Annotated in this window: 15 protein-coding genes and 2 pseudogenes; 9 read left to right on the forward strand and 8 right to left on the reverse strand. The window is 35.9% G+C overall.

Annotated features, from left to right (window positions below; genetic code table 11):
• The first annotated feature begins 30 nt into the window (after window positions 1-30).
• Window positions 31-309 (forward strand): YggT family protein, encoded by a 279-nt coding sequence (locus OPR60_RS05295; protein ID WP_006279515.1) that lies wholly within the window; start codon window positions 31-33, stop codon window positions 307-309.
• Complete coding sequence (locus OPR60_RS05300) at window positions 310-2433, forward strand: FtsK/SpoIIIE family DNA translocase (RefSeq protein WP_065094681.1); 2124 nt, start codon at window positions 310-312, stop codon at window positions 2431-2433.
• Between the two features lie 162 nt (window positions 2434-2595).
• Here the strand turns inward: OPR60_RS05300 and OPR60_RS05305 are convergent, their stop codons facing one another.
• Both OPR60_RS05305 and OPR60_RS05310 read right to left on the reverse strand, forming a co-directional pair.
• Complete coding sequence (locus tag OPR60_RS05305; RefSeq protein WP_265039650.1) at window positions 2596-3348, reverse strand: IS5 family transposase; 753 nt, start codon at window positions 3346-3348, stop codon at window positions 2596-2598.
• 100 nt (window positions 3349-3448) lie between these two features.
• Window positions 3449-4201, reverse strand: coding sequence for an IS5 family transposase (locus tag OPR60_RS05310; protein WP_265039632.1), 753 nt, complete (start codon window positions 4199-4201; stop codon window positions 3449-3451).
• A 92-nt stretch (window positions 4202-4293) separates the two neighbouring features.
• Here OPR60_RS05310 and OPR60_RS05315 point away from each other — a divergent pair, with 92 nt between their 5' ends.
• From OPR60_RS05315 to OPR60_RS05335, 5 genes and pseudogenes are all read left to right on the forward strand, one after another.
• Window positions 4294-4839 carry a hypothetical protein gene (locus OPR60_RS05315; protein ID WP_065094680.1) on the forward strand — a complete coding sequence of 182 codons (546 nt, stop codon included), beginning with the start codon at window positions 4294-4296 and terminating at the stop codon, window positions 4837-4839.
• Between the two features lie 188 nt (window positions 4840-5027).
• Window positions 5028-5648, forward strand: coding sequence for a TRP75-related protein (locus OPR60_RS05320; RefSeq protein WP_265040168.1), 621 nt, complete (start codon window positions 5028-5030; stop codon window positions 5646-5648).
• Window positions 5649-5750: 102 nt separating this feature from the next.
• Window positions 5751-6503, forward strand: coding sequence for an IS5 family transposase (locus OPR60_RS05325; RefSeq protein ID WP_265039632.1), 753 nt, complete (start codon window positions 5751-5753; stop codon window positions 6501-6503).
• Window positions 6491-7798, forward strand: a complete 1308-nt coding sequence (ispG, locus tag OPR60_RS05330) for a flavodoxin-dependent (E)-4-hydroxy-3-methylbut-2-enyl-diphosphate synthase (RefSeq protein ID WP_265040170.1) — start codon at window positions 6491-6493, stop codon at window positions 7796-7798. The genes OPR60_RS05325 and ispG overlap by 13 nt, the downstream gene beginning before the upstream one ends.
• Before the next feature lie 144 nt (window positions 7799-7942).
• Window positions 7943-8257: pseudogene (locus OPR60_RS05335) on the forward strand (transposase); the annotation flags it as partial.
• Here OPR60_RS05335 and OPR60_RS05340 read toward each other — a convergent pair.
• The 5 genes from OPR60_RS05340 to OPR60_RS05360 all read right to left on the reverse strand — a co-directional run bounded on the left by OPR60_RS05340 (window position 8229) and on the right by OPR60_RS05360 (window position 14187).
• A complete protein-coding gene (locus OPR60_RS05340; protein ID WP_265039632.1) occupies window positions 8229-8981 on the reverse strand; it encodes an IS5 family transposase in 753 nt (250 codons plus the stop codon). The pseudogene OPR60_RS05335 and the gene OPR60_RS05340 overlap by 29 nt on opposite strands.
• A gap of 329 nt (window positions 8982-9310) precedes the next feature.
• Window positions 9311-11698, reverse strand: coding sequence for a DNA topoisomerase (ATP-hydrolyzing) subunit B (gene gyrB / locus OPR60_RS05345; protein WP_065095387.1), 2388 nt, complete (start codon window positions 11696-11698; stop codon window positions 9311-9313).
• A gap of 472 nt (window positions 11699-12170) precedes the next feature.
• The gene (locus tag OPR60_RS05350; protein ID WP_065094938.1) at window positions 12171-12779 is read right to left on the reverse strand and encodes an SCO family protein; all 609 of its coding nucleotides are present in this window, start codon (window positions 12777-12779) and stop codon (window positions 12171-12173) included.
• A 44-nt stretch (window positions 12780-12823) separates the two neighbouring features.
• Window positions 12824-13519, reverse strand: a complete 696-nt coding sequence (gene dnaQ / locus OPR60_RS05355) for a DNA polymerase III subunit epsilon (RefSeq protein WP_265040171.1) — start codon at window positions 13517-13519, stop codon at window positions 12824-12826.
• A gap of 17 nt (window positions 13520-13536) precedes the next feature.
• Entirely contained in the window at window positions 13537-14187 is a 651-nt protein-coding gene (locus OPR60_RS05360; protein ID WP_065094936.1) for a Tim44/TimA family putative adaptor protein, read from the reverse strand.
• A gap of 164 nt (window positions 14188-14351) precedes the next feature.
• On the opposite strand from OPR60_RS05360, the gene secB reads away from it, so the two are divergent.
• A complete protein-coding gene (gene secB / locus OPR60_RS05365) occupies window positions 14352-14855 on the forward strand; it encodes a protein-export chaperone SecB (protein WP_065094935.1) in 504 nt (167 codons plus the stop codon).
• A 198-nt stretch (window positions 14856-15053) separates the two neighbouring features.
• On the opposite strand, the pseudogene OPR60_RS07055 reads toward secB, so the two are convergent.
• Window positions 15054-15182, reverse strand: a pseudogene (locus OPR60_RS07055) (WPE palindromic element domain-containing protein); the annotation flags it as partial.
• A gap of 280 nt (window positions 15183-15462) precedes the next feature.
• On the opposite strand from OPR60_RS07055, the gene acnA reads away from it, so the two are divergent.
• On the forward strand, window positions 15463-18048 hold the full coding sequence (acnA, locus tag OPR60_RS05370; RefSeq protein WP_265040173.1) for an aconitate hydratase AcnA: 2586 nt from the start codon (window positions 15463-15465) through the stop codon (window positions 18046-18048).
• Window positions 18049-18123 lie beyond the last annotated feature (75 nt).

Consider the following 18123-nt stretch of genomic DNA (forward strand, 5'->3'; position numbering starts at 1 on the left):
TTTTATATAACTTTCGTGTAATAGATATGTATGCATCCAATCATATATCTACTCAATACGTTACTTGATCTTTATAGCTTCATTCTAATATGTTGGGTTGTCCTAAACTGGCTGGTTAAACTTAATATGGTGAACATATATAATGAAACTGTCAGTAGCATAATGCACATCTTGAACCAATTGACATATCCACCACTAAAGATTATTAGAAGATATATACCACCGTTCAACGGATTAGATTTATCTATAATGATATTGCTAATAACAATTCACTTTGTAAAATATACAGTAGCTTACTACTTTAGGTAGATGTTAAAAAAATATCTAAAATCAGCAATATATCTATCCCTTTTAATATATATATATATATCAGTTTTTAGCTATAACTATAAAGATCCTTCCTTAAACACGGCTACAAATGAGGAAGTGACAAATTTAGGTGGAATAGTAGGTTCATATTTAGCTGATATATTGGTTCAATTTCTCGGATTAACTAGTGTTACAATAGCTACAACCATAGTTTACTTGTTGATCTTCAGGCCATTAAAAAGGCTGCTGAAAATTCTCTATTTAATATTAATCAATTTAGGGGTATGTGCTATATTACCACAACTTTCGCTAGGCGTCACTGCAAGGTACAGACACAGTGGAATAATAGGGAATGTACTCGTTAATCACTGTCCGTTTTATGTATTTGTGATAGTAACATCAATAGGTCTTGTAGGATTGGTTGGTTGGAAGAGAACAACTTACTCTATATTTTTCCTATTCAAAAAAATAGCTTGCTTATTTGTAAATGTTCTATTCTTCAGATCGCGTAAAACTGCTGAATATTCAGTTGCACCATTAGTAGTAGAAGAAAAACATAGAACTCAAATCACCACTAAACAGCAACCAAGAAAAAGACAGGAAAAAGCCACTGAGGAGATTTTTAAACCTTCCAGTGAGTTCGAATTTCCAAGCATTCATTTACTTTCCAAAGCAGAGGAGTCTTTGCAGAGAAAACAGCTGAATGAAATGGAGAGCAATAAAAATTTATCTCTGCTGGAACAAGTCCTGAGTGATTTTGGCGTGCAAGGAAAAATTATCAGTGTATGCTATGGGCCGGTTGTGACTTTATACAAACTTGAACCACAAGCTGGTACGAAATCTGCAAGAGTAATTGGCCTTGCAGATGACATTGCACGTTCGATGAGTGCACTCTCTGCACGTATTTCAATAATTCGTGGGCAAAATGCTATGGGAATAGAGTTGCCGAACAAGGAACGGGAAATTGTAATGCTGCGTGATTTGCTTGAATCACCAGAATACCAAAATGCAAACTTAAATCTTCCAATTGCGCTTGGCAAAGAAATAAGTGGAAAACCAGTTATTGCAGATCTAACTAAAATGCCTCACTTGCTCGTTGCTGGAACCACAGGGTCTGGTAAATCAGTTGCGATTAACACTATGATTCTGTCGCTCGTTTATCGATTAAGTCCTGATGAATGCAAGATGATAATGATCGACCCAAAAATGCTTGAGCTTTCAATATATGATGCAATACCACATCTAATAACGCCAGTGGTAACAGAGCCAAAAAAGGCTGTAATTGCTCTTAAGTGGATAGTGAAAGAAATGGAAAACCGCTATCGCATGATGTCGTATTTGAATGTACGCAATGTTATAAACTATAATCAAAAAATCACAGAAGCGATGAATAGTGGAATAGAATTGGAGCGCGTTGTGCAGATTGGCTTTAACTCAACAACAGGCAAACCTCTGTTTGAAAAAATACCAATCAAGATGGAAACATTTCCGTATATTGTAGTGATCGTGGATGAAATGGCAGATTTGATGCTTGTTGCCGGCAAAGAAATAGAGTGCTCTATTCAACGCTTAGCTCAGATGGCTCGTGCTGCAGGAATACACATCATAATGGCAACACAACGCCCATCTGTGGATGTGATAACAGGTGTGATAAAAGCAAACTTTCCAACAAGAATCAGTTTTGCTGTTACTTCTAAGATAGATAGCCGCACAATACTTGGCGAACAAGGGGCTGAACAATTGCTTGGTATGGGTGATATGCTCTATATGGCTTCTGGTGGTAAGATTATTCGAATTCACGGCCCATTTGTGAGCGATGATGAGGTACAAGATATAGTTGATCATCTGAAAATGCAAGGTGAGCCAAACTACATGGAGGAAATCACCAAAGAAGATGAAAATTCTTCTACGGAATTGGGTGATGAAACAGAGGATGAAGAAAATGACCTCTATAACCAAGCAGTGGCCATCATTCAAAGAGATCAAAAAGTTTCAACCAGTTACATTCAAAGGCAGCTTAGAATAGGCTATAACAGAGCAGCAAACATCGTTGAAAGAATGGAAAAGGAAGGTATTGTCAGCGCTCCAAATTACTCAGGGAAAAGAGAGATATTGGTTGAATAACAATCTTGTAATACCTTAATTTAAGTTTTCGCACTTTCAAAAAGCAAGTCAAACAAAATTATTAAAAGGTCAATACATAATGACAGTTAATTTAATAATAATTTAAACATTGGGAATGTAAAATTATAATATATTAATTAACTAGGCTCTGTGGACAAAATTTTAGAGAAGCCATACAAGAGCTCCAACAAAATTGAGAAAACCAATAAAAACCTCAGCAGTTTTATCAAATCTGGAAAAAATGCGCCTAAAATTTTTAATTTTACCAAAAAAACACTCAATCAAATGACGTTCTTTGTAGATATGCTCATCGTAATACCTTTGCACTTTTCGATTCCGTTTTGGCGGAATAACTACTGTACATCCCTTGTCTTCAAGACTTGTAACAAAGGCATTGCTATCGTAGCCCTTGTCAGCTACTACAGTAGAGTTATAGATACTTTCGGTCAACACTTGTGCCTGCGTAATTTCATTTCTTTGACCAGGAGTCAGAGTAAATTTAAGTGGATTTCCAAGTGCATCGACAAGCGCATGTATTTTAGTTGTAAAGCCACCTTTGCTCCTCCCTAAAGCTTCTTGATCCTTGGAGTTTTTTGTATATCCAGATGAACATGGATGGGCTCGGATGATCGTACCGTCGATTATAGCAACTTCTAAATCAGGCTCTTGTTTAGTATATTCAAGCAATTTTTTCCAGACATCTCTTTCACACCATCTTTTAAATCGCTTATGTATACTCCTGTAATTACCATAAGTTTTTGATAAAAGTCTCCATTGGCAACCACTTCGCACTATGTACCACACTGCCTCTATGAATATTCTTAAACGTTTTTCATCTTTGCTGTGCATTCCTTTTACGCTTTTTATGAACTCTAAAATTTGTTTCCAATTTTCCTCTTTGATGTAATATTGCATATGGTAGTTTCTCCATTTTTTACCTATTAGGCTAAACTACCATCTTTTTCTCTCTTTTCATATTTTTTGTCCACAGAGCCTAGGCTCTGTGGACAAAATTTTAGAGAAGCCATACAAGAGCTCCAACAAAATTGAGAAAACCAATAAAAACCTCAGCAGTTTTATCAAATCTGGAAAAAATGCGCCTAAAATTTTTAATTTTACCAAAAAAACACTCAATCAAATGACGTTCTTTGTAGATATGCTCATCGTAATACCTTTGCACTTTTCGATTCCGTTTTGGCGGAATAACTACTGTACATCCCTTGTCTTCAAGACTTGTAACAAAGGCATTGCTATCGTAGCCCTTGTCAGCTACTACAGTAGAGTTATAGATACTTTCGGTCAACACTTGTGCCTGCGTAATTTCATTTCTTTGACCAGGAGTCAGAGTAAATTTAAGTGGATTTCCAAGTGCATCGACAAGCGCATGTATTTTAGTTGTAAAGCCACCTTTGCTCCTCCCTAAAGCTTCTTGATCCTTGGAGTTTTTTGTATATCCAGATGAACATGGATGGGCTCGGATGATCGTACCGTCGATTATAGCAACTTCTAAATCAGGCTCTTGTTTAGTATATTCAAGCAATTTTTTCCAGACATCTCTTTCACACCATCTTTTAAATCGCTTATGTATACTCCTGTAATTACCATAAGTTTTTGGTAAAAGTCTCCATTGGCAACCACTTCGCACTATGTACCACACTGCCTCTATGAATATTCTTAAACGTTTTTCATCTTTGCTGTGCATTCCTTTTACGCTTTTTATGAACTCTAAAATTTGTTTCCAATTTTCCTCTTTGATGTAATATTGCATATGGTAGTTTCTCCATTTTTTACCTATTAGGCTAAACTACCATCTTTTTCTCTCTTTTCATATTTTTTGTCCACAGAGCCTAGGGGGTTAAAATGGTAAAAGGAATTTTGTGCAATTGGTTAGGTGTAACAGAATTGCAAGAAAGTCAAAAAATCGATGCTGAGCAGTTTGAAAAAGTTTTTGGTGCATTAAAAGAATGGCAAGAAGCTCAAAAGATAGATGCTAAACAGTTTGAAGAGGTATTTAGTGCATTAAAAGAATGGCAAGAAGCTCAAAAGATAGATGCTGAGCAGTTTGAAAAAGTTTTTAGTGCATTAGAAGACAAGATTGGTACTGAGCAGTTTCAAGCTATGCAAGAGCACTTAAACGGCCTGCAAGAAAAAGTGGAAACACTTGCAGAGGCAGTAGCAGATCAAGAAAAAACACTACTAATTTGTACCATAGCCACTGCTGTTGCCGTAATAGCGATAACTAGTTTTGTTGCATTCTGTATCTATCAGGGAGTTAAGTGTGAAAGGGAGAAAGAAAAGAACTTGTCTAAAGATACACCAGACGCAAAACTTAATAATGTAGATGCTACCGATGGTACTAAAAAACTACGGAATGACTTAAAAGTTGACAAACATATAGCTGCATAACACTTTTCTTGAAAAGGTGTTACGCAACTTGTAACACCTTCCTCTTCTCTTAGCCTATGTAGATTTTTTGATAGTAAACATATCACTTTTTAGAAAAATATTTGTATTGTAAAGTTAGTAAAGATTCTGGTTTACTTAAAGTTTGTTAATTGCTATCTTTTAAAACACGATATTTACTATAGCACCATATGCTTAGGATTTTTTCTAAAGCTTTGTTTATATTAATGTTTTTGGTTTCTAGCTTTTTTACTGTGCATAGTGCTGGAGCTAAATCTAAGCTCAGTAAGAGATACATACCTCCTGGTAACCCTGGTGGTGCAAACTTTCATACAGATGAGGATTTTGCTGAGTCATATAAACTGTATGAGAAGCGTAGGGAATTGCTCAAGAAAAAAAAGTCACAAGATCGGGCTATAAATAAAGAAGATCTAATCAAAAAATTAAAAGAGAAAAAAATTGCTAGTCTTGATAATGAGCCAAATGACATGGAAGCGTGCATAGTCGACGATGAAGAGAGCGCTATGATAAATCAGCATGGTATTAATATCGCACGTTTAAAGGGTGCTGTATTTATAGATCAAGAGCCAGTTTCTCAGTATGAAAGTAAGCAGCATGAAAGTGAACAACAAGAAGGGAAGAAAGTTACTTCAACACGAGAAAAGAAAGTTTCTCCTATAAATATCACTATAAAAGAAACTCCTTCAAGAAGAACGTGCTCACATGATTCTATTGCTAATTTGGATAACGTAGATGCTTATAGTTTGAATGGTTCAAGTTCATTTGGCAGCGTAGCTGACACAGTAAAATAGTATCACAATTAATAATATGCTAGGCTCTGTGGACAAAAAATATGAAAAGAGAGAAAAAGATGGTAGTTTAGCCTAATAGGTAAAAAATGGAGAAACTACCATATGCAATATTACATCAAAGAGGAAAATTGGAAACAAATTTTAGAGTTCATAAAAAGCGTAAAAGGAATGCACAGCAAAGATGAAAAACGTTTAAGAATATTCATAGAGGCAGTGTGGTACATAGTGCGAAGTGGTTGCCAATGGAGACTTTTACCAAAAACTTATGGTAATTACAGGAGTATACATAAGCGATTTAAAAGATGGTGTGAAAGAGATGTCTGGAAAAAATTGCTTGAATATACTAAACAAGAGCCTGATTTAGAAGTTGCTATAATCGACGGTACGATCATCCGAGCCCATCCATGTTCATCTGGATATACAAAAAACTCCAAGGATCAAGAAGCTTTAGGGAGGAGCAAAGGTGGCTTTACAACTAAAATACATGCGCTTGTCGATGCACTTGGAAATCCACTTAAATTTACTCTGACTCCTGGTCAAAGAAATGAAATTACGCAGGCACAAGTGTTGACCGAAAGTATCTATAACTCTACTGTAGTAGCTGACAAGGGCTACGATAGCAATGCCTTTGTTACAAGTCTTGAAGACAAGGGATGTACAGTAGTTATTCCGCCAAAACGGAATCGAAAAGTGCAAAGGTATTACGATGAGCATATCTACAAAGAACGTCATTTGATTGAGTGTTTTTTTGGTAAAATTAAAAATTTTAGGCGCATTTTTTCCAGATTTGATAAAACTGCTGAGGTTTTTATTGGTTTTCTCAATTTTGTTGGAGCTCTTGTATGGCTTCTCTAAAATTTTGTCCACAGAGCCTAGATACAGACCTGATATTGAATGACGATGCATGTGAATTATCGCCAATTTCCAGGCACAAAACTCATGTTGTAGAAGTTGGAAAAGTAAAGATAGGCGGAAATAATCCTGTAGTTGTACAATCTATGGCGCTTGGTGTGCATATAGATTCTGATAATATAAAAAGTAGCGCAAAACATTATGCAAAAGAAACAACGGAATTAGCGCGTGCAGGTTCAGAGTTAGTACGGATTGCTTTGAATTCAGAGGAAGTAGCAAGGGCAATACCTTATATAGTAGAAGAGATAAATAAAGAAGGCTTTGACGGTAAAATATTGGTAGGCTGTGGTCAGTATGAGCTAGATAAATTAGTTCAAGATTATCCAGACAACATCAAAATGCTGGGTAAAATTAGGATAAACCCAGGCAATGTAGGCTTTGGCGACAAACGTGATGAGAAGTTTGAAAGGGTGATAGAGTATGCAATAATGCACGATCTTCCGGTTAGAATTGGGGTAAATTGGGGTAGTCTTGATAAATACCTTTTGCAAAAATTGATGGATGAAAACTCTTCGCTTAGTAATTCAAGGCCTTCTGACGTTATACTGCGCAAAGCACTTGTAATGTCTGCTCTTGATAGTGCAAAAAAAGCTGAAGAAATTGGTCTAAGTTCAAACAAAATAATCATTTCATGTAAAGTTAGCAAAGTGCAAGATTTAATTTTAGTTTATACGGCACTTGCAAAATCTTCCAATTATGCGCTGCATTTGGGTTTAACTGAGGCTGGTATGGGCAATAAAGGTGTGGTAAATACCGCAGCAGGGCTTACTTATTTATTGCAAAATGGCATTGGAGATACAATACGGGCTTCTTTGACTCAACGTCCTGGTGAATCGCGTACTAATGAAGTGGTGGTGTGTCAGGAAATATTGCAGTCTATAGGCTTGCGATACTTTAACCCTCAGGTTAATTCATGCCCTGGTTGTGGGCGCACGAGTAGTGATCGTTTTCGTATATTAACTGAAGAGGTGAATGGCTATATAAAAACTCATATGCCGATGTGGAAGAAAAAAAATCCAGGTGTAGAGCATATGAGCATTGCTGTTATGGGATGCATAGTAAACGGCCCTGGAGAAAGCAAACACGCAAATTTGGGAATCAGCTTGCCTGGATATGGAGAAAAACCTGTTTCAGCAGTCTACAAAGACGGCAAATATTTCAAAACTTTACAAGGTAATAATGTCTCTGAAGAATTTAAGGCAATTATTGATAATTATGTGAAGGAGCATTACACGTAACCTTTCACGGTTAATTAATAGATAAATCGCAAATAAAAAAGAAAATTAAACCTTGTTTTTCTTTTTTCGTTGGGAATGTTCAAAAAAGTGTGTTAAACCAAAAAAAAAGTAATAAATTGATATAAAAAAAATGGAGGTTTGACAATGAGTCAGAAAGTAGTAAACAGAACTACCGGTTTGGTAGATTACAAAGAACTGGAAGCAAATATACTGTCATCAATAAGGGAAGGCAGACCATTAACAGGAAGAGATGGAGCATTTACACCACTTATAAAAAAGCTGCTGGAGGCAAGTTTGGAAGGTGAAATAGAAAATCACTTATTAGCTGAAAGTGAAGAGAATAATCGAAGAAATGGGAGAAATGGAAAGACTTTACGGACAAGTGCAGGTTCATTTGAGCTTTTGACGCCTAGGCTCTGTGGACAAAATTTTAGAGAAGCCATACAAGAGCTCCAACAAAATTGAGAAAACCAATAAAAACCTCAGCAGTTTTATCAAATCTGGAAAAAATGCGCCTAAAATTTTTAATTTTACCAAAAAAACACTCAATCAAATGACGTTCTTTGTAGATATGCTCATCGTAATACCTTTGCACTTTTCGATTCCGTTTTGGCGGAATAACTACTGTACATCCCTTGTCTTCAAGACTTGTAACAAAGGCATTGCTATCGTAGCCCTTGTCAGCTACTACAGTAGAGTTATAGATACTTTCGGTCAACACTTGTGCCTGCGTAATTTCATTTCTTTGACCAGGAGTCAGAGTAAATTTAAGTGGATTTCCAAGTGCATCGACAAGCGCATGTATTTTAGTTGTAAAGCCACCTTTGCTCCTCCCTAAAGCTTCTTGATCCTTGGAGTTTTTTGTATATCCAGATGAACATGGATGGGCTCGGATAATCGTACCGTCGATTATAGCAACTTCTAAATCAGGCTCTTGTTTAGTATATTCAAGCAATTTTTTCCAGACATCTCTTTCACACCATCTTTTAAATCGCTTATGTATACTCCTGTAATTACCATAAGTTTTTGGTAAAAGTCTCCATTGGCAACCACTTCGCACTATGTACCACACTGCCTCTATGAATATTCTTAAACGTTTTTCATCTTTGCTGTGCATTCCTTTTACGCTTTTTATGAACTCTAAAATTTGTTTCCAATTTTCCTCTTTGATGTAATATTGCATATGGTAGTTTCTCCATTTTTTACCTATTAGGCTAAACTACCATCTTTTTCTCTCTTTTCATATTTTTTGTCCACAGAGCCTAGAGATACCGCGAATGAATCGCGGCATGACGTAGGACTGCTTTCATTCCAGTGCTTGACACTGGAATCCAGCCTTTCTGCAATCTCATCGAAAACGTTGTAACCACTTTCTATGCTAGTTTGCTTGTGAGCAACCTGGATTCCAGTGTCAAGCACTGGAATGACACCGTTATAAAGGAACCAGTGTCAGCTACTTGAATGACACAGTCTTTGCTTAAACCCGTAACGTTCGTACATTTTGCTAAAAGTTCAAATATCAACATCATGCACGTTGAGTGCATTGCTATTAATAAAATCACGGCGTGGTTCAACTATATCACCCATTAGTATTGAAAATATGGAATCAGCTTCTTCACAATCTTTTATTTCAACCTTTAGTAAAGTTCTAGCCTCAGGATTTAACGTAGTATCCCATAGCTGATCAGCATTCATTTCACCAAGACCTTTAAATCTCTGCAGAGTTAAACCCTTTTTACCATAGTCTATTATTATTTTTGCAAGCGTACTTGGAGAAGTGATTCTTATTTCAGTTTCTTGTGATTTTAAAAATGAATCACCATTAAATAAATTACTTATACCATCAAGCAAACTTAATATGTTTTGCATATCTTTGCCTTCAAGCATACTAAGTGCAAATATATATTTGTCTGCCAATCCTTGAAACAATTTAGAGATGTGAATTTCTTTTTCTTCATCTTTTATTTCCACTTCCCAAGTATATTCGCTGTACATTAACTTCAAATACTTTAATATATCATCAGCCGATGATAGAGCATTCTTTTTGCTTAAAATTAGCAATGACTCTAAGAGATTTTGTGGTATCTCTCTATCATAATTTTTGCTAATATTAGAAATGCTAACGCATTTATTCAAAATAAGGCGCAAATCGTTAAATTCTGTAGCTGTACTACTTAGTGTTAATCTTTTAACTGCTGAGTTTATTATATACTCTTCAAAAGTTTCGTCATCTTTAATATAAGTGTCTTTAGCATTCTTTGTAACTTTATAGAGGGGTGGCTGTGCTATGTATAAGTAGCCTTTTTCAATAACTTCACGCATGTGTCTAAAAAAGAAAGTCAGAATCAAAGTTCTTATATGTGAACCATCAACATCTGCATCTGTCATGATGATAATTTTATGATATCTAGCTTTTTCAATATCGAAGTGTTCACTCCCTATTCCAGCACCAATTGCAGTAATTAAAGAGCCTATTTCTGCAGATGAAAAAATACGATCTAAACTTACACGTTCTACGTTTAGAATTTTTCCTCTTAAGGCAAGCACTGCTTGTGTTTTACGATTACGCCCCTGCTTTGCAGTACCACCTGCTGAATTACCCTCTACTATAAATAATTCCGATAACTCAGGAGCTTTTTCCTGACAATCAGCAAGCTTTCCTGGCAGAGTTGCAATATCAATATTGTTTTTGCTTTTAACTAGCTCTCGTGCTTTTCTTGCGGCTTCTCTTCCTTTTGCTGACCTAATTGCTCTTTCTACTATGCTTGCCGCCAATTTGGGATCAGTTTCAAGGATTGTGCTCAATTTATCAGAAACTATACTTTCTACAACTGCACGTGCTTCAGAACTAACTAGTTTATCTTTTGTTTGTGAAGAAAACTTAGGGTCAGGCATCTTGAGAGATAAAACACAAGTTAAACCTTCTCTAACGTCCTCTCCAGTTAAATTTACTTTTGCTTTCTTTAAAAACCCTTCATTAGTTGCATAGTTATTGATACATCTAGTTAGTGCAGATCTAAATCCTGCCAAATGCGTACCACCATCTCGTTGTCTTATATTATTTGTGAAGCATAACATATGTTCATAGTAGGAATCATTCCATTCCATCGATATTTCCAAGCTGATGCCGAGATCTTCTGCATCTCCTTTCATACTGGCAATTTTAGTTACATGTGTCTTATTCTTATCTAAGTACCGCACAAAATTCGCTGTACCAAAATTGTCTTTAGATTGATTGCTCTGATTGAAATGAGATTCTATATATGGTTCATTGCGCAGATCACGTAAAGTAATGTCGATATTTGAATTTAAAAATGCTAATTCTCTTATACGACTTTCAAGCGTTGAGTAACTGAAATTAATGCCATTAAAAGTCTCTGTTGATGGCATGAACGTGACTTTAGTTCCTCTTTTATTTGTATTTTCGTTGACTACCTTTAAAGGTTCAATAGACTCACCATCTTCAAAACGTATAAAATGTTCTTTCTTATTGCGCCAAATAGTTAATTCCAACCAGCTTGATAATGCATTCACAACTGAGATTCCAACACCATGTAATCCCCCAGAAACTTTATAGGTATTACTGTCAAATTTACCACCAGCATGGAGTTGAGTCATTATTACCTCTGCTGCTGATATTCCTTCTTCTTCATGAATGTCAGTTGGAATGCCACGACCATTGTCGGTTACTGATACTGAACCATCTTTATTTATGCTAACTTCAATTTTATCACAATATCCAGCTAAAGATTCATCTATTGCGTTATCAACAACCTCATATACCATGTGGTGCAAGCCAGATCCATCGTCAGTGTCACCAATGTACATACCTGGACGTTTTCTTACAGCATCAAGACCCCTTAAGATTTTTATTGCATCGGCATTATAACTATTTTCCATTAGATTGCTTCATTTATACACGTTAATTGATGTTACATTCAGATATACTAGTTAGCAACATTTTTAAACTGATAACCCATATTAAAAGCACAATTTTACGAGTATCTGTTCAGATGCATGGCTAATGCTGAAACAAAAATTCCAGTGCTCCCTTTCTTGTCATCCCAGTGCTTGACACTGGGATCCAGATTGGGCACTAAGTTGGTAAACACGAAAGCGCTTTACAACGTTTTTGATGAAACTGTGCAAAAGGACTGGATGCCAGTGTCACGCACTGGCATGACACCCATTTGTTCCTATAGTTGTCTTTTCTCGTCTACCTTATTTTGCCACTCTGCTCAACAGATACCTTTACGAACGTTTATTTTTGAAGACAGCAAATAGTGTCATTCCAATGTACCTTCCCGGTGGAGATTGAATTATAATGCTCATGCAGTTGCGTGCTCGACTAATTAACAGAAAAACCTATAATTCAGTTTACGTATTTTCTTATCTCAGCCAAAATCTTATCAGATTGACTTTCGTCTGAATTTAAATCAGCTGCAAAGTGTGTAACATATTTTCCTCCAGGGCCAATAAGATATATTATTGAAGAATGGTTGATTTCTTCTTCTCCGTCTACTTTGCTTGCATATACTTTATATTTTGCAACTACTTCGTTTATTTTTTCTCTTTCACCAGTTAACATTTGTATTCTATGGTCAAATTGCTGCTGAAATTCTTTAAGTCTTTCCGTGCTATCGCGCTCAGGATCAACTGTGATGAAGAATGTTTGTAGCTTGTTGTTAGTTTTCTCATCTAACTTTGCAAGTGTTTCTGAAATTATTCCAAGGTTCATAGGGCAAATTCTTTTGCATGAGGAAAACCCAAAGAAAATCATCATGTATTTATCTTTAAAATCACTACTGCGCAAGATCTGTCCGTCCTGATTAATTAAAGAAAAATCTCCGCCTATCTTAACTTCTGCGTTGTGAATCGCTGCTGGGGCAAATATGCCTTTTTTAGTGAAATAACAATAACCTAAAAAAACAACTATTAATGCTGCTAGCACATTAGATAACAATCTTATAAACCTTACCATTAGAATGCTCTCAGTAAAATTAAATTGTATCTTTATTAGTTGACCTATTCAATATATTTATTCCAAAGTGTATTGTTAATTTTGTCTAACAGTTTCTTATGTTCATCAATTTCTTCACTATTTGGTAAATGTTCTCTGGGAGTTAGATTACGTACTTTATGCTGAACGAATGTGGAGTTACTGTCCTGATTGCATTCATTATCAAACAGAAAGATTTGTAACCCTCCTGTAAGTTCAACATATACCTTTGCAAGCAATTGAGCATCAACTAGTGCTCCGTGCAATTCTCTATTCTCTAGCGATATATCAAAACGCTTACATAATGCATTCAAAGAAGCAGGTGATCCTGCGAATTTTTTCCTCGCAAGAGGTAATGTATCTAGCACTCTGTCTGAGGAAATTAACCCAGCATTCAGCTTGCTTAACTCCATGTTAAGGAACTTAACATCGAATTCAGCGTTGTGAATTACCAAAATATCATTAGATATAAAGTCAAGAAATTCAAGTGCAACATCTGAAAATAATGGTTTATCTTCTAAAAATTCTTCACTAATACCGTGAATCTTAAACGAGTGATAAGGTATATCTCTTTCTGGGTTAAGGTACCGATGGAATACTTTACCTGTTGGAATACGATTAATTAATTCCACACACCCTATTTCAATAATTCGATGACCAGATTCAGTGTCAAGACCTGTCGTTTCAGTGTCAAGTACTATTTCGCGTAGCTTGCTTTCCATTTCAAATAAAACTCATCTTACTTGTCATTTGTCTTATCGTTACTTGTCTTTTTATAGTGAATAGAAACAAGCAACCAGCTTGGGTCTGATGAATTAACATTTTTTTTGAATTGCCATACATCCTCAACTTTATTAATAGTGGATGTACTACCTGATATGATATCCCCTTTATTATTCTTAACGAAGTTAATTTGCTCTGAAAGGAAATATGCTGCAATAAACACTACATTTTTTACTAGCTTTATTTCTAAAATCTTTTGTGAAACGATAGAAACAATGATAGACTCGTGCACCTCTTTACGATGTTTAATCTTCTCTGCAAAATTATCATATAAGTCTTTATCGAGAAGTGGTTTTAACTGAGACAAATTTCCTTGATTGAAATACTTTATTATTAATTCAAAAGCTATGCTTGAACCTTCTATAAAGTGGGAAATAGAAAAATCTTTATTTTTTTTTAATATTTGTTCATAAGTAACTTTTATTGAATTTTCATCATTGCTATCAATGTAACCCTCAATGTTTTCTACTACGTCTTCTCTACTTCGGCTTACATCCAATACACTAGTTAGCTTTTTTAGGTTGAGGTTGGCTGATCTTCCTAAAGAATTATACAAACGTGAAAAAATGAACGCCGCTAATAAAGCATATATTACAAGCTCTATCATAGTAACTCAACTCCTTGGCATATAAAGTATCCGAACATTATTAATTATTAATGAAAATATGTTTTTCATATCAACTTATAATCAGGTTTGCTATTCGTTTGTAAATGAATATATTATATAAGAAAGTATTAAATATCTCAACTTAATTAAAGGAGACGTAAGAAATGCCACAACAAAAAATGAGAATTCACGGTCAATATGTTAAAGATCTGTCATTTGAGAATCCGAATTCGCCATTCCTTTCTTCTAGTAAAGCTCCAGATATTAATGTAATGGTTAATATCAATTCAGCAAAATTAGAAGGGACGAAAAACAAAGAAGAAATGAATGAAGAAAAATCTTTCCATGAAATTACTTTACATATAGAAGTCAGAGCAACAGTAAAAGATGAAGGTATAAAAGATGGTGTAGCTTTCATTTGTGAGACGAAATATTGTGGTATTTTTTCAATAGAAAATTTAAAAGAGTTGAGTGAAGAAGAGGTAAGACGAGCTTTGTTTATTGGCGGACCTACTTTTCTTTTCCCTTTTGCAAGAGAAATAATTGCAAGAGTTACAAGTAGTGGTGGATTTCCCCCACTGATGCTAGATCCTATGGATTTTGAAACTATGTATGAGCAGCAAGGTCAACAACAAAAAAGTAACGGTAGTAATTCCAATTTTAACTAATACAGTGTAATATATAGCTGAAAATAGCTGTGCTACTGAGGTACCAAAGGAGGAAATATCTGAAATGAAGCAGAATATGCATAATAATTTTGAATGTGATCTATATATCCAGTTGTCATCCAAATGTACTTCATCCTTGTCATCCAGGTGCAAATTATTCTTGTCATCCCAGTGCGTGACACTGGGATCTAGTTCACAACTGTACGAACGTTGCAATGTGACACGATGTTGCATAATAAATGATGTCATTCCAGTGCGTGACACTGGAATCCAGTTCTTATTATACAGCTATCTGGTGTACTTATTTAAAATTAAGTTTTCTGGATCTCAGTGCCAAAGCACTGGGATGACACCCTTCCTGGCGGAGATTATTCTCAAATCACAATGTTCGTACAGTTGTGGATCCAGTTTCGTTGTTCAATTTCATCAAAAGTGTTGTATAGCGTGCTTATTTGCAATCAAATTTTCTGGATCCCAGTGTCTGGGCACTGGGATGACATTGGTAGTTATGCTTACTCTACTGCAACACGGGACGTTCGTACAGTTGTGTGTCATGCACTGGAATGACATCATTAGTTGATTTTTCACTTAAAAATGGTTATGCAGGATGAATAATTCTTTAAACGCAAAAACGACTTTAAACATTGACAGGAAGTCATACAACTATTTTAGCCTAAGTAGTGCTAGTGAATTTTTAGGAATAGATGTGACTAAATTGCCCTGCTCACTTAAGGTTCTGCTTGAAAATTTATTGCGCAATGAAGATGGAGTAAACGTAAAGCTGGATGACATAAGAGTACTAGCAGACTGCGTTAATAAACACACTAATCACGAAATTAGCTATAAACCAGCAAGGGTGTTGATGCAAGATTTTACAGGGGTTCCTGCTGTTGTTGATTTAGCTTCAATGCGGAGTTATGTTAAGAAAAATGGAGGAAACCCGAGCAATATAAATCCGTCTGTACCGGTTGACCTTGTGATTGACCATTCTGTTCAAGTAGATAGTTATGGAAGTGTTTCCGCATTCAGTAAGAATGTTGAGCTAGAAGTAAAAAGAAATTTGGAGAGATATCAATTTTTAAAGTGGGGGGAATCGTCCTTCACAAATTTTAGAGTAGTGCCGCCTGGCACAGGGATTTGCCACCAAGTGAATCTTGAGTATTTAGCGCAAGTTGTATGTAATAAGGATGGAGTCATATATCCTGACACTTTAGTTGGTACTGACAGCCATACTACAATGGTTAACGGATTATCAGTCCTTGGTTGGGGTGTTGGAGGCATAGAAGCTGAATCTGTGATGCTTGGTCAACCAATTAGTATGGTGATTCCAGAAGTAGTTGGATTTAAATTAATTGGCAGATTGTCGGAAGGAGTAACTGCGACTGATTTAGTGCTGACGGTTACCAATATCCTAAGAACAAAAGGCGTTGTTGGTAAGTTTGTAGAATTTTATGGTGATGGTTTAGATTATTTATCTTTGGCAGATAGAGCCACTATAGCAAACATGGCCCCAGAGTATGGTGCAACTTGTGGGTTTTTTCCAATTGATCAGAAAACACTCGATTATTTACATTTAACAGGGCGACCAGAAAAGCTGATTAAGTTAGTTGAGGCTTATGCGAAAGAGCAAGGATTGTGGCGTGGCAATAATGAGTTAGCATTTTTTGACGCACTAGAACTTGATTTATCAAGCGTGAAGACAGTAATGGCTGGTCCCAAAAGACCACAAGATAAAGTTTTTCTTTCACAAGTGGCAGAGTCTTTTTCTAAATCATTTTCAGTTAATGAGTCAAAGGAAAACGATAAACTCCAAGATGGAAGTGTAGTTATTGCAGCAATAACAAGCTGCACTAACACCTCAAATCCAAGTGTAATGATTGCTGCAGGTCTTGTAGCTCGTAATGCAATTAAACTTGGATTAAAATCAAAGCCTTGGGTTAAAACTTCTCTTGCTCCAGGCTCACAAGTTGTAACAGAATATTTAGAAAAGTCTGGATTGCAGGTAGATCTAAATGCTCTGGGCTTTAATTTAGTTGGATATGGTTGCACAACTTGCATTGGGAATTCTGGTCCACTTAATAAAGATATAGAAGATGGCATTAAAAACAAAAACTTAACCGTTGCTGCAGTTTTATCTGGCAATCGTAACTTTGAAGGAAGAATTCATCCGTTAGTCAAAGCTAATTACTTGGCATCTCCGCCACTTGTTGTTGCATATGCACTTGCTGGTACTGTGCAAACTGATTTGACAAAAGATTCAATATGCAAAGATAAGAATGGAAATGATGTCTATCTCAAAGATATATGGCCAACAAACAATGAAATCGAAGATTGCGTTAAAAGTGTGGTAACACGTGAGATGTTCATACAAAAGTATAAGGATGTTTTTTCTGGTGATGAACATTGGCGAAAGATAAAGTGTGAAAAAAGTGAAATCTATAATTGGGATGCAAACAGCACTTACATACAAGATCCGCCCTATTTTGATAATTTATCACCTAAAAATAATAAAATCGATATAAAAGGTGCACAAATATTGGCAATGTTTGGCGATAGCGTAACCACTGATCACATTTCCCCTGCTGGAAATATTGCCTCAAGTAGTCCTGCAGATATATATTTAAAAAATCTTGGGATTGAGCCACAGGACTTTAATTCGTATGGATCTCGTCGTGGTAACCACAATGTAATGATGCGTGGGACTTTTGCTAACATTAGAATAAAAAATGAAATGGTTAGCACCGAAGGTGGATATACAAAATATATTCCTTCTCAGGAAATTATGTCAATTTTCGATGCAGCAATGCGCTACAAGGAAGCTCTCATCATTGTGGCAGGAAAGGAGTATGGCACAGGTTCAAGTAGGGATTGGGCAGCAAAGGGTACTTTATTGTTGGGGATTAAAGTTGTAATTGCAGAAAGCTTTGAGCGTATACATAGGTCCAACTTGGTCGGCATGGGTGTTCTTCCACTTATATTCCAAAATGGAATAACCAGAAAGATATTTGATGGTAGCGAGGTAATAAGCATAAAAGGTGAAATAGTGCCAGGTGGAAATCTAGAATGCATCATCAAAAGAAAGGATAATTCAAAGCAATCAATTCAACTCAAATGCTGTGTACAAACCGCAACTGAGACTAAATACTTGATGTGTGGTGGAGTGTTGAGCTACATACTTGCACAATCCTTTTGATTTAGTGAAGTTATTACATGGACTTCTTTTAGCCAGCCCTGGTCCCTTCATAAATAACAATTTGCTCTGCGCAAA

Origin of the sequence: Wolbachia endosymbiont (group A) of Trypoxylon clavicerum (assembly GCF_947251665.1) — a bacterium.
GTDB classification, from domain to species: Bacteria; Pseudomonadota; Alphaproteobacteria; order Rickettsiales; family Anaplasmataceae; genus Wolbachia; species Wolbachia pipientis.